Annotated in this window: 11 protein-coding genes; 8 read left to right on the top strand and 3 right to left on the bottom strand. The window is 33.7% G+C overall.

Annotated elements, in window-relative coordinates:
* Positions 1 to 3: 3 nt before the first annotated feature.
* Positions 4 to 1,113, top strand: coding sequence for a sensor histidine kinase (locus ACWG0P_RS00360; protein WP_455799973.1), 1,110 nt, complete (start codon positions 4 to 6; stop codon positions 1,111 to 1,113).
* 125 nt (positions 1,114 to 1,238) lie between these two features.
* Positions 1,239 to 2,180: a D-alanyl-D-alanine carboxypeptidase family protein gene (locus ACWG0P_RS00355; RefSeq protein ID WP_455799972.1), complete on the top strand. Its 942-nt coding sequence runs from the start codon at positions 1,239 to 1,241 to the stop codon at positions 2,178 to 2,180.
* Position 2,181: 1 nt separating this feature from the next.
* Here the strand turns inward: ACWG0P_RS00355 and ACWG0P_RS00350 are convergent, their stop codons facing one another.
* Complete coding sequence (locus ACWG0P_RS00350; RefSeq protein ID WP_455799971.1) at positions 2,182 to 2,757, bottom strand: NUDIX domain-containing protein; 576 nt, start codon at positions 2,755 to 2,757, stop codon at positions 2,182 to 2,184.
* Positions 2,758 to 2,883: 126 nt separating this feature from the next.
* On the opposite strand from ACWG0P_RS00350, the gene ACWG0P_RS00345 reads away from it, so the two are divergent.
* Together ACWG0P_RS00345 and ACWG0P_RS00340 are read left to right on the top strand one after the other, a co-directional pair.
* On the top strand, positions 2,884 to 3,321 hold the full coding sequence (locus tag ACWG0P_RS00345; protein ID WP_455799970.1) for a thioredoxin: 438 nt from the start codon (positions 2,884 to 2,886) through the stop codon (positions 3,319 to 3,321).
* A 9-nt stretch (positions 3,322 to 3,330) separates the two neighbouring features.
* Positions 3,331 to 3,783, top strand: a complete 453-nt coding sequence (locus tag ACWG0P_RS00340) for a pyridoxamine 5'-phosphate oxidase family protein (protein ID WP_455799969.1) — start codon at positions 3,331 to 3,333, stop codon at positions 3,781 to 3,783.
* A gap of 338 nt (positions 3,784 to 4,121) precedes the next feature.
* On the opposite strand, the gene ACWG0P_RS00335 is transcribed toward ACWG0P_RS00340, so the two are convergent.
* The gene (locus ACWG0P_RS00335; protein ID WP_455792448.1) at positions 4,122 to 4,811 is read right to left on the bottom strand and encodes a response regulator transcription factor; all 690 of its coding nucleotides are present in this window, start codon (positions 4,809 to 4,811) and stop codon (positions 4,122 to 4,124) included.
* Complete coding sequence (locus ACWG0P_RS00330) at positions 4,808 to 6,301, bottom strand: HAMP domain-containing sensor histidine kinase (protein WP_455799968.1); 1,494 nt, start codon at positions 6,299 to 6,301, stop codon at positions 4,808 to 4,810. Before ACWG0P_RS00330 ends, ACWG0P_RS00335 begins: the two co-directional genes overlap by 4 nt.
* An 81-nt stretch (positions 6,302 to 6,382) precedes the next feature.
* Between ACWG0P_RS00330 and ACWG0P_RS00325 the strand changes: the two genes are divergently transcribed.
* The 4 genes from ACWG0P_RS00325 to ACWG0P_RS00310 all read left to right on the top strand — a co-directional run bounded on the left by ACWG0P_RS00325 (position 6,383) and on the right by ACWG0P_RS00310 (position 12,374).
* Positions 6,383 to 7,450 (top strand): LacI family DNA-binding transcriptional regulator, encoded by a 1,068-nt coding sequence (locus ACWG0P_RS00325; RefSeq protein ID WP_455799967.1) that lies wholly within the window; start codon positions 6,383 to 6,385, stop codon positions 7,448 to 7,450.
* A gap of 130 nt (positions 7,451 to 7,580) precedes the next feature.
* Positions 7,581 to 8,924, top strand: a complete 1,344-nt coding sequence (locus tag ACWG0P_RS00320) for a glycoside hydrolase family 3 protein (RefSeq protein ID WP_455799966.1) — start codon at positions 7,581 to 7,583, stop codon at positions 8,922 to 8,924.
* Between the two features lie 137 nt (positions 8,925 to 9,061).
* Positions 9,062 to 10,942 (top strand): glucose PTS transporter subunit IIA, encoded by a 1,881-nt coding sequence (locus tag ACWG0P_RS00315; protein WP_455799965.1) that lies wholly within the window; start codon positions 9,062 to 9,064, stop codon positions 10,940 to 10,942.
* Between the two features lies 1 nt (position 10,943).
* Positions 10,944 to 12,374, top strand: coding sequence for a glycoside hydrolase family 32 protein (locus tag ACWG0P_RS00310; protein ID WP_455799964.1), 1,431 nt, complete (start codon positions 10,944 to 10,946; stop codon positions 12,372 to 12,374).
* The last annotated feature ends 126 nt before the right edge of the window (positions 12,375 to 12,500 follow it).

Here is a 12,500-nt window from a genome sequence, read left to right as displayed (position 1 = left end):
AGTATGAAATATAAAAAATTGATTTTTATTCTAGTTATCATCACAGTTTCTGTATATTTGATAGACACATTCACAAGTGGTTTTTTGGATATGATTTATAATATCTTGTTTACTACATATGAATACACAGCGGAAAATGGAATTGTTTATATTAATACACAACCAAGGTTGGATATCCTGAAACTTCTAGTATTAGTAATTATTATACTGTGTGTTAGCGTATGCTACTTATACATCGAAAGAAATAGAAAATATGATAAGAAAATGATGATTCTACAACACGAAAAAATACTTGCTGCATTTCGTGATCATAGACCAATGCAAGAACTTCATAAAGATTATGCAAATATAGAAAAGACATTGATGGAGATACAAAACCAACAAGTTCATCAAATGCGAATGTTAGAATTAGAAACAAGACAGAAAAATGATCTCATTTCCTATTTGGCACATGATATGAAGACACCGTTAGCATCTGTCATTGGGTATCTTAGTTTATTAGATGATGTTAAGGATATTCCTCAAGAACAAAAAGAGCATTATGTGGAAATTACACTAGATAAAGCAAACCGTTTAGAGTTCCTAATCGATGAATTTTTTGATATCACAAGATTTAATTTACATGATATTGTACTTTCTCAAAATAAGATTCAATTGAACTTTATGTTTCAGCAACTTTGTGAACAGTTTTATCCAATTCTGATGAAACAGGGAAAAGAAATTGATATTCAAATGGAGGATAATTTAGTCCTTTATGCGGATGCGGACAAACTTGCAAGAGCATTTAATAATATACTCAAAAATGCAATTTCCTATAGTTATGAAAATAGTAAAATTGTTGTGAAAGCTGTGTGTGATATAGATAATGTACATATTACATTCCATAATCAAGGAGATGAGATTCCACAACAAAAATTACAGACAATATTTGAAAAATTTTATCGATTGGATGCAGCACGTTCCACACATGCTGGAGGTTCTGGCTTAGGTCTTGCGATAGCAAAAGAAATTATGAATGCACATGGTGGAAGTATAAGCGCTCAAAGTAGTTTTGAAGAAACTGTGTTTGAAGTGATTTTGCCTATGAATAGAAAACAGGAACAAGTCTTATAGGGCTTGTTTTTGTCTATATGAAGATGTTTGGATAGAATTAAGTAAATATTAAGTTGAGACTAAGTATATGTTCAAACTCATTTCTTATGTACATGGTTTAATTACATAAGAAGGGAGCTTATATTATGAAAAGAAAACGAAAGATAAAAAAAATACCTGCACTTTTCTTAGGGGTATGTTGTTTAGCAGGTTTTACGTTCTATGGCGGAGATTCTTTATTACATGAGGTACAAGAAATTCAAAGTTCTATGGTAGATGATTCAAAATTATCTTATTTGAATAAAGAATTAGAAAGTCATAATGCGTTATTAATGGATGTACAAACAGGAGAAATACTTTTGCAGAAAAGAAGTGAGGATAAAATGTATCCAGCATCTTTGACAAAAATCATGACAGTCTATATTGCGTTGAAACAAATCGATAATTTAGAAATGAAAATACAAGTTCCAAAAGATGAGATACAAGCGTTACATACATTGAATGCAAGTATGGCTGGGTTTGAACCATTTGAAGAAGTCAGTATTATAGATTTATTATATGGAGCCATGTTGCCAAGTGGTGCGGATGCTTGTGTAACTCTTGCACAGTATATTGGAGGAACGCAAGAAGTATTCGTTGAAAAAATGAATGAAACAGCGAAGCGTTTAGGTATGCATCAAACAAATTTTACAAATGTAACTGGACTTCATGATGAACAACATTATTCCACGGTAAAAGATCTAATGTACCTTCTCGAAGAAGCAATGAAAGATGAAACCTTTCGTTCCATATGGTCTACACAATCTTATCAAACAGATCCTAGTAGTATTCATCCAGAGGGCATTTCATTGACAAGTACATTGTTCACAAGTATGACAAAATTCAATATTAAAAATGATTATATTCAAGGAGCTAAAACAGGGTATACACCAGAAGCAGGATTGTGTATGGCTTCTCTTGGAAGTGTAGCACAACATGAATATCTATTTATTAGTGCGAATGCTGCTGGAGATCACGAAACGCAACCATTTCATATTATGGATGCGATTAAAGCATATCAAGAAGTAAATTTACAACATTCTAAATAGTTTATTCAAATGACTTTGCATAGTAGTCTAAGGCATCTATTAAGATTTGTATGTGATCAAAGGCTAGGGAGTCATAATTGTCCATTGATTTTATTTCATTGTTTTTTCGTTCATAACGAATATGCGCTTTAGAATTTATCAATTCGATATGTGTATCACTTTCTATAATGTCAAACCAAAGGGCTTCTTTTGCGTCATCATTCGCTTGTGTATGAATTTGTTGTGGTAATATGGCTAAATAGGCAACGGATATGACACGCATCCTTGGATCTCTATGTACGTTTCCATATGTGTGTAGTTGTGTTAATGAAATCGCATCAACTGATGTTTCTTCCTTTAACTCACGATGGGCAGCTTGATCTAAATCTTCATCCATATTTACAAATCCACCAGGGAAAGCCCATTGTTCTATGAACGGATGATGTTTACGTTTGATAAGTAGTACTTGTATAGGTGTTGTTTTTGTAAGAAGTACCATATCCACAGTAATTGATGGTTTCTCATAATCTCTAGGTTTATAGCTCGCAAGATATTCTTCTTCGCTACGACCTTTATCATCAAGTAAATGTTGTTTCATATTATCACCTCATAATCACATTATATCACTTAATGAAGAAATTCTCTTTTCTTATCTTGTGCTTTTCGTTATAATAAAACAATAGAAAATGATAAAAGTTTTCTATTGTCTATTTGGAGGTAAACCATGAAAAAAATTCTATGTGTTCTAATATGTTTATGTACCCTTACGTTAACTGGGTGTTCTTCTTATGAACGAGATGAAAACCCTGGTGAAGTACGCACTATCACTGTGGATGAACTACAGAAAATGATAGATCAAGAAGAATCATTTGCTGTTGTATTTACACAACCATCATGTGAGTATTGTGAGGAAATGCACATTATGTTAGATAGTTATATTCTAGATCACAATATCTTATTGTATGAAGTAGTATTAAATGATACATCCGATCAAGATCGTGCAGCTATACTTAAACAAATCCGTAAGACATTCGTTGGTTTGGATAATACGCCAACTTTGTATTATGTAAAAGAAGGTAAAGTTGATGATGAAACACTGGAAGTAAAAAAAGACAATTTTGACTCTTTCGTACAAAATCATCGTTTAGATGAAAAGAAATAAGGTACATATATGAGAAGAAGTAAATGTGAAATTAGTAGAGAAGATGCTTGGAAAGTATTTGATGAAAGTGATTATGCTAGTATTGGGTGTATTCGTAAAGATGGAACACCTTATGTTGTAAATGTATCTATGGCAAGAATAGGAGAAGTCTTATATTTTCATTGTGCTATGGAAGGTGAAAAGAACGATTCTTTTCAAATGAACCCTAGAGTATGTGTAAATGCAGTTGGCAATTATCACATCGTTCAAGAAAAGTTTACAGTGTTTTATGCATCTGTTGTCATGGAAGGGTGTATTCAAGAAGTTCAAGAAGAAGATGAAAAGCGAGAGGCTTTAAAGGCAATCTGTTTGAAATATACACCAGATTATATGAGTGAATTTGATTCTGCTGTGGATAAGAGTATTGCGGTAACAGCGATTTATAAAATCGAAGTAAATTCAATCGCAGGTAAGAAAAAATAACGGTTTTTCATCATTTTTATGCATTTATATTGCTTTCTGTAAACGCTTTTAGTAAAATTAAAGTGCGAAACGTAGAATGTGTCGCGATTAAGATTCTATGAATGTTATATCTATTAAAAGGTATTGTGGAACATAAAGTGGTCTTTCAAAACATTCATAAATTCTTTACGAAATCATGAGAATATCTTACATGTCTATGTTGGTGGCTGGTAACCCTATATAGGGATGTAACTCCCGCTCCTTTCACCGGGAATATAATTTCTCATGTTTCTATCCTTCGTGACTGGTAACATGAGGGACAAAAAAACAAGCTATTTAGAGAGGCTTGTTTTTTTCTTTTACTTTCTTAAGCGATAGCCGCTACCCCAAACAGTTTCAATGATTTTAGGGTTAGCACTATCTTTTTCTATTTTATCTCGAATACGGTTAATATGTACGGTTACAGTATTGATTTCACCTATGGCATCTAATCCCCATATAGTTTCGAAGAGTTGGCTCTTTGAGAATACTGTATTTGGATGTTTGCATAAGAATACCAATAATTCATATTCTTTATTTGGAAATGTTGCTAGAACATCATCAACGAATACTTCATGAGAATCCGTATTGATAGTAATGGTATCTAGATAAATCATAGAGGTAGGCTGTGTACTATTGTTTGTTAGACGCTCATAGTTTTCAATCTGTGATTTTACACGAGCTACCATTTCACCTGGATGGAATGGTTTCATAATAAAATCGTTTGCGCCTAATCCTAAGGCGTTGATTTTATCCTGATCTTCACGTTTTGCGGAAACGATAATGACAGGAATATTTTTCTCTTCACGGATGCGCTGGCATATTTCAAATCCATCCATACCAGGAAGCATAATATCTAACAGCACAAGAGCATAATCATTCTTCAATGCAGCTTGTAGTCCTTTTTCACCATCGTCTACAATATCACTCTCAAAGTGACTTACAGAAAGGTAATCACGTTCTAATTCTGCGATTTCTTTATCATCTTCTATAATTAGTATTTTTTTCATTGTACTTCCTCCGTAGGTAATTGAATCGAAATACATAAACCTTTATTTATTTCGCCTTGTGCCCATATAGTTCCCTTCATTTGTTCAATGATATGACGTGTGATAGATAAACCCAGTCCATTTCCTTTTATCTTAGAACTTCGCGCTGGGTCGGCACGATAGAAGCGTTCAAATAAACGTTGTATATCTTCTTGTTGTGCACCGATTCCATCATCTTGAAATGAAATCAAACAACCATTTTTATCTTTTGTTAGATGAATGTCCATATGAACGATATCGTTCCTTTTGTATTTGATACTATTGTCACATAAATTATCAAGCACACGAATAAAGAGGGAAGTATCCATCATTACATAACAAGGACTTGTTGATGGTACGAAGGAAAGTAGTAAGGATTGTTCCTCATATTTCGCCTGTTCTTCTTCTACCCATTGTATCATAAATGCATTCAAATCTAGAAGTTCTGTCTGTAAAGATTCTTCACCCATATCAAGCTTCGATAATAGGAATAAGCTCTCTACCAAATCGTTCATATGTTTTGTTTTGCTTTGAATGATTTGTAAATAATGTTGTTGTTTTTCAGGGGTATTTGCGACTCCATCTAATAAACCATTTACATATCCTTGAATCGAAGTAAGTGGGGTAGATAAATCATGGGAAATACCTGCAATCAGTTCTTTTCGTTGTTGTAGATATTGTTTTTGTATTTGATCAGATGCTACAAGTTGTTCACGCATGTTTTCAAAGTTCTCACAAAGAACTCCAAATTCATCTTGTGTAGAAGAAGAAATACTAGAACTTAAATTTCCTTCTTTGATTTCATTTGTCGCAATTTGAAGTTGAGCAAGAGGCTGTAAGATGTAACGAGAAAGTTTTCTTGTAAGAAAAATTCCCAGCAATAAAATAAATAAGATCATAAAGGAACCAGTCCCAATGATTGTAACTTTGATGACAAGCTTAGTTTGTTCCCAAGAGACATAGCTGTCTTTAGGAAGACTTAAATCAACTCCTGTAAAGGTTAGTGTCATATTCTTATTCGCTTTGTTTTGTAGTGTTGCTTCATAAGCCATACCATTTTGGTTCCATAAAATATAGGGAGACTCATATTCTTTAGTTTTTGCAATTTGATAAAATTCTGCTTTTATATCTTTACTTGTATATCCATTTGATAGATATACAATAGAGTCATTTTCTTTCACCATAATGTGTAGATTAATTTCTTCTAATTGTGCAAAGATTGTTTTTGCCTGTGTTGTAATCGTAGTAGAATCACTTATCTCATCATTTAATGATTTTATGAGTAAAGTAGGACCATAATTGGAGGAATTTAGTAGGACGTTTCGAATAAGCGAAGAGGAACTATTCGTTAGAAATGAAAATCCAAATAGGATGATGGAAAAAATTATACAAACAAAGATTACGGGTATCAATATCATCAAAAAATTGGATAACAAAATTTTCTTACGTATGGATATATCTCGATAGCGCATAACAGTCCTCCATGATTATGTTTATTATCGCTTATCCCTTTCGTAAAAGCAAGTTTCCTTCACGAGAATTTCGATTTGGATATGATGGTTGTTGACGTGAAACTGGTTCCACATTATAATGGAGGAAGTGAAAGAATACGGGTGATGGATATGGAAAAGAAATTGACTATGCAAGATATTGCAAAGATTAGTGGTGTCGCTAAGAGTACAGTATCTCGTTATTTTAACGGTGGCTACGTCAAAGATGACACAAGAGAAAAGATTAAAAAGGTTATTGAGGAATATAATTATCAACCGAATGCTTTCGCGCAAAGTTTAAAGGCTAAGCAGTCTAAAATGATTGGTATTATTGCGCCTTGTTTAGATTCTACTGTATCTTCTCGTATTATGATGGCTATTGACGAACATCTTCGAAAAGAAGGGTATACTTCTATGATTATCAATACGAACCATATGGAACAACTGGAATTGGATAGTCTAGAAAATTTGTGGCGTATGAAGGTCGATGGAATCATTTTACTTGCGACTCATATTACGGAGGAGCATAAGCAAATTATCAAACGTATTGATGTACCTGTAGTCGTAGTAGGACAAGCATATGAAGATGGAATATCTATTGTAAATAATGATTTTGAAGCAGGGAGTATGGTAGGAAGTTATGCTGTGAAGAAGGGGCATCAAAACATTGTATATCTTGGAGTTGAGGAAAAAGATGTAGCGGTTGGGTTACATCGAAAGCAAGGGGTTTTAAAGGGGTGCGGAAGTGATGCTAACGTGCATGTGATAGAAAGTGATTTTAGTTTTCAAAAAGCATATGAGCATACGTGTGATATATTGGAACATGGAAAGATGGATATGATTATTGCCGCAACAGATACCATGGCACTAGGTGCTTTAAAAGCTCTTCAAGAAAAAAAATATAAGATTCCAGAAGATGTATCCTTAATGGGATTTGGTGGATATGAAATTAGTATGTTAATTACACCCAAACTAACAACGATACGATTTAATAATGCGTTGGCAGGCGATCTCGCTGCAGAAACTATATTAAACTTAATACAACATCAAAGCGTGTGTAATCAAGCCATGATTGATTATGAATTCTTAGAAGGAAATAGCGTACAAGATATAAGTTCTATTGAAAGATAGGACTTTTTTATATGATATAGAGGAATCAAAAGGATGAATAAGTGCATGTAATAGCTATTCCTAGTAAAATTATCAATTTTTACTTATTTGAAAATAGACATGCTATACTGTTTTTGAAAGAAGGAGTATTATGAGAAGACGTATTTCTATAGTGATTGCTATGTGCATGTTGTTTACCCTAAGTGGTTGTTTTGGAAACAATGAGAAAAAAGAAGAAGTGGCGCAAACAGAAGATGTTAAATCTGTTACTGTGCAAGGGAAGATTATAGATGTGACAAGTACTCATTTTTCTATTGTGACAAGTGCAAATAAAGAATATGAGTTTAATCGAACTGAAATGCAAATGAAAGATGGGGAATTGGAAAAGGATTTTGAAATCCAAGTTAGCTATATAGTAAAAGATGGTGTGATGTATGCGCAAAAGGGAACGATTCTTGAGAATGAAGTTTCTACAGATGATCAAAGACAAAGTATTGATGATATCATTTCTCAAATGTCTATCGAAGAAAAAGTAGGACAAATGTTTTTTGTAAGAAGCCCCGAGGATGACGCAATGAGTGATGTAGCGAGTTATCATTTAGGTGGGTATATTTTGTTCGATAAGGATTTTCATCAAAACTCTTATCAAGAAGTAGTAGATAGTATTGCGTCGTATCAATCTCAAGCAAAGATTCCTTTATTAATAGGAGTGGATGAAGAAGGTGGGAGTGTTGTACGTTTAAGTAAGTATACAGCATTTCGAGGAGTTCCATTCTGGTCTCCTCAAAACTTATATAACTATGGAGGATATGATTTAATTCGTTCCGATACTATAGAAAAGGCAACATTGTTAAAGAACATAGGTATCAATGTAAATCTTGCGCCTGTTGCGGATGTGTCGATAGATCCAAATGATTTTATCAATGCTCGATCTTTTGGAAAGAATGCAACGGAAACCGCAACGTATGTGGCAACTGTAGTAAGTATTATGAAAGAAAATAATCTTGGTTCTACATTAAAACATTTTCCAGGGTATGGAAATAATGTAGATACACATACTGGAATATCAGTTGATAAACGTACGTATGAGAATTTCGTAGAGAGTGATTTTCTTCCATTTATTGCAGGAATAGAAGCTGGTGTTGATAGCATTCTTGTTTCTCATAATATTATGACATGTGTAGATAAAGATGGACCTGCATCACTTTCTTCAAAGGTTCATGAAATACTTCGTAATGAATTAGGTTTTCAAGGTGTTATCATGACAGATGATTTAGCGATGGATGCAATAAAGGATTACATAGATTCAAGTGCAGCCGCAATCAATGCGATCAATGCAGGAAACGACATGTTAATATGCAGTGATTATCGCAAACAAATTCCAGCTGTTTTAGAAGCAATCGAACAAGGTGAAATTGATGTGAAACAATTGGACGTATCCGTAAAACGTATATTGACGTGGAAAGCCAATATGGGGCTCATAGATGTGAAATAGGAGAACGCATGTTCTTCTTTTTTAATTATAAAATAAAAAAAGAGAACCGGTTCCATAAAAAGTGTTGACAAATTCATGTAAGCGTTTTATAATGAAATTGTGAAACCGGTTCCAGTATGATGGTGAAGGAGAATATCATGGAAAAAAATCAACATTACTTAGAAATTTCAAAACAACTTGTTAACCTTGTTGGAGGGTTGGACAACATTCAAGGAACAGCACATTGTGCAACACGACTACGTATTGTATTAGAAAATAATGAACTAATACAATTAAGTGCAATTGAAAATGTGGATTTAGTGAAAGGGGTATTTGTTGCGGGAGATCAACTTCAAATCATCTTTGGATCAGGTCTTGTCAATGATATATATGCAGTGTTTGCGAACCTTACACATACTGAGAATATGTCATTAGGCGATATCAAAGCAAAAACAACACAAAAACAAAATCCTTTTCAAAAGGTGATCAAGTCATTATCCGATGTTTTTGTAGAAATAATGCCAGCAATATTAGCAGCCGCATTGCTTATGGGATTAACTGGTGTTTTAGGGAAATGGGATGTGGTCACTAATAATGAAACATTTTATGCAATCAATCGTTTAGCGAATCTAGCATCTACTGGAATTTTTGCGATCCTTCCTATGGCTGTATGTTATTCAGCAACAAAGCGCTATGGCGGAAGACCAATTCTAGGCTTAGTTGTGGGAGCAATTATGTTAGATGCAAGTCTTGCGAATGCGTATAGTATTGGAACAGAAGGATTCAGTCCTGAAGTACTAAATATTCTTGGTTTTCAAATTGAAATGGTTGGATTTCAAGGTGGTGTAATCATTGCCTTAATGATGGGTTATGTGGTAGCAACTTTAGATAAATACTTTATTAAGAAGATACCAGATGTAATCAAATTATTGGTGGCACCTATGTTAACGGTATTTATTTCAACTATATTATTGTTTACAATCGTAGGACCATTGGGAAGAATCTTAGGTGATAGTGTAAGTGGTTCCTTAATTTGGATGGCGGAAAACCTAGGAGCATTCGGTTATATGTTATTTGCTGGTTTTCAACAGATTATTGTTATTACAGGACTTCATCATATTCTAGGCGCAGTGGAAGCACAGTTAGTAGCGGAAACAGGTAGAAACTTCTTGAATCCTTTAATGTCAGTAGCATTGATTGGACAAGCAGGCGCAGTGATTGGTTATTTATTATTGAATTGGAAGAATGTACGTACACGTGAATTGTGTATTCCAAGTTTTATAAGTACATTATTTGGCATCAGTGAACCAGCGATTTTTGGTATTAACTTACGTTATAAATTTCCTTTGATTGCAGGATGTATTGGTGGTGCTGTAGCTGGAGCATATGTGTTTTTCACTGATTTAGCTTCTTTAGGATTTGGGACAACAGCAGTACCTGGTATTGCGATTGTAGATCCAAGTAACAATGGCTATATCAATTATGTTATTGCTCATGTCATTGGTTTAGGTGTAGGGCTTGTATTAACCCTAGTATTTGGTAAAACAAAAGCAAAAAAAAGTGAAGAGGTGGTTTTAGAACTACCAAAGGAAGATGAAATTGTATTAGATATGCCAATGGAAGGTGTTGTACAAGATATAAGTAAGTGTGCGGATGAAATGTTTGCCTCAAAAACATTAGGAGATGGTATATTTATTGAACCAATCAATCACAAGGTGTTTGCACCAGCAGATGCAAAGGTTGAATTCATATTTCCAACAAAACATGCTGTAGGATTATCATTAAAAGATGGAAGTAAAATTATGATTCATTGTGGAATCAATACGGTAGAGTTAAATGGGGAAGGTTTTACTTCTTATGTAAAAGAAGGACAAGAAGTAAAAAAAGGAGACCTCTTATTAGAAATGGATATCGAAACGATTGCTAACAAAGGTTATCAAACACAAACAATGATGGTTTTAAGTGAGTTACACAATGATAGAAGTTATAATATTCAATCAGAACATAAAAAAATCATCATCTGTGCAGTAGGTGAATAACATGTTTACCAAAAAAGAATATGAAAAGTTTATACCAACGATGAAGGAAATGCGAGAAGAAGTAAAGAAAGATAAATATCGTCTTGCGTATCATATCATGCCCCCTACGGGATGGTTAAATGATCCAAATGGCTTATGTCAACACCGAGGTGTAAATCACATCTATTATCAATATACTCCACAGACACCTAGTTGGGGAATCAAATCTTGGGGACATTATACAACAAAGAACTGGGTAGAATATCATGAAGAAGAACCCTTTCTATTTGCGGATTCAATATATGATTGTGATGGAGTCTATAGTGGTAGTGCCTTTGTAGAGGATGATAAGATCCACTATTTCTATACAGGGAATGTGAAATACAACGATAAAGAATACGACTATATAACAAGTGGACGTGAACAGAATACAGTGTTAGTTACTTCAACAGATGGATTTACATTTGATAAAAAACATCTTGTATTACAAAACACAGACTATCCTGAAGATATGAGTGTTCATGTAAGAGATCCTAAAATCTATAAAAAGAATCAAAAATACTATATGGTGCTTGGCGCAAGAAGTAACCAAGATACAGGGTGTGTATTGCTCTATGTTTCAGATGATTTAGTAACATGGGAATACCATATGCGTATAGAAAGTAAAATTCCTTTTGGTTATATGTGGGAATGCCCTGATTTATTTGATATTGAAGATAAGACATTTCTAGTTTGTTGTCCACAAGGTGTAGAACAAAAAGGAATTGACTATGCGAATGTATATCAAATGGGATATTTTGAAGTGAAGCTTGATTTAGAAAACAAAAGTTACGAGTTGTCTGACTTCGTAGAATTAGATCGCGGTTTTGATATCTATGCACCGCAAAGCTTTTTGGATGAACAAGGTAGAAGAATTCTAATAGCATGGATGGGAATTCCTGATGCGAGCTATCATAACGATAAAACAGTTGAACATCAGTGGCAACATGCACTAACACTACCTAGACAATTATGTTTAGAAGAAGGATATCTTGTATCAAAACCTTTAGAAGAATTTAAGCAATTAAGAACGCATGCAAAAGGAATATCCATGAAGAATCAAGGGGAAGAAATAACACCTGCATTATATGAAGCTGAGTTGAATTTTTCAACATGCGAAACAATAGAACTTCAACTTCATGAAGGTATCCACTTGCATTATAAAAATCATATTCTAACTTTAAAATTTACAGAGTGTGGTTGTGGAAGAGATCGTAGAAGTGTTGTTGTTGATGACTTGTGTAAGTTGCAGATATTTATGGATGCTTCTAGTATAGAGATTTTCGTGAATGATGGTAGAGAAGTGTTTACAAGTCGACATTATGCAAATCAAATTTCTAAACTGAAACTACAAGGAGTATTTGAAATGGTGGGAACGATTTATGAATTGAAACCATTTACACTTGTTAAGTGAAGTTAAGGAGCTTATTAAAGAAGCGATATAGTTTTACAAAGAAGTTTGTGAATGATTCGATTTTGACATCTATAGAAATCGTATATCCATTTTAAATATCTATTCTGCCAAGAGATTAAAATAAGG

The sequence above is a fragment of the Amedibacillus sp. YH-ame6 genome (genome assembly GCF_053848845.1).
The sequence above is the reverse complement of the archived record's forward strand: the minus strand, read 5'-3'. Positions and strand labels throughout refer to the sequence as shown.

What these genes read in the sequence shown, in the direction of transcription:
- ACWG0P_RS00355 (WP_455799972.1), top strand. Translation starts at nt 1,239, where the DNA reads ATGAAAAGAAAACGAAAGATAAAAAAAATACCTGCACTTTTCTTAGGG.
- ACWG0P_RS00360 (WP_455799973.1), top strand. Translation starts at nt 4, where the DNA reads ATGAAATATAAAAAATTGATTTTTATTCTAGTTATCATCACAGTTTCT.
- ACWG0P_RS00340 (WP_455799969.1), top strand. Translation starts at nt 3,331, where the DNA reads ATGAGAAGAAGTAAATGTGAAATTAGTAGAGAAGATGCTTGGAAAGTA.
- ACWG0P_RS00315 (WP_455799965.1), top strand. Translation starts at nt 9,062, where the DNA reads ATGGAAAAAAATCAACATTACTTAGAAATTTCAAAACAACTTGTTAAC.
- ACWG0P_RS00310 (WP_455799964.1), top strand. Translation starts at nt 10,944, where the DNA reads ATGTTTACCAAAAAAGAATATGAAAAGTTTATACCAACGATGAAGGAA.
- ACWG0P_RS00330 (WP_455799968.1), bottom strand. Translation starts at nt 6,301, where the DNA reads ATGCGCTATCGAGATATATCCATACGTAAGAAAATTTTGTTATCCAAT.
- ACWG0P_RS00350 (WP_455799971.1), bottom strand. Translation starts at nt 2,757, where the DNA reads ATGAAACAACATTTACTTGATGATAAAGGTCGTAGCGAAGAAGAATAT.
- ACWG0P_RS00325 (WP_455799967.1), top strand. Translation starts at nt 6,383, where the DNA reads ATGATGGTTGTTGACGTGAAACTGGTTCCACATTATAATGGAGGAAGT.
- ACWG0P_RS00345 (WP_455799970.1), top strand. Translation starts at nt 2,884, where the DNA reads ATGAAAAAAATTCTATGTGTTCTAATATGTTTATGTACCCTTACGTTA.
- ACWG0P_RS00335 (WP_455792448.1), bottom strand. Translation starts at nt 4,811, where the DNA reads ATGAAAAAAATACTAATTATAGAAGATGATAAAGAAATCGCAGAATTA.
- ACWG0P_RS00320 (WP_455799966.1), top strand. Translation starts at nt 7,581, where the DNA reads ATGAGAAGACGTATTTCTATAGTGATTGCTATGTGCATGTTGTTTACC.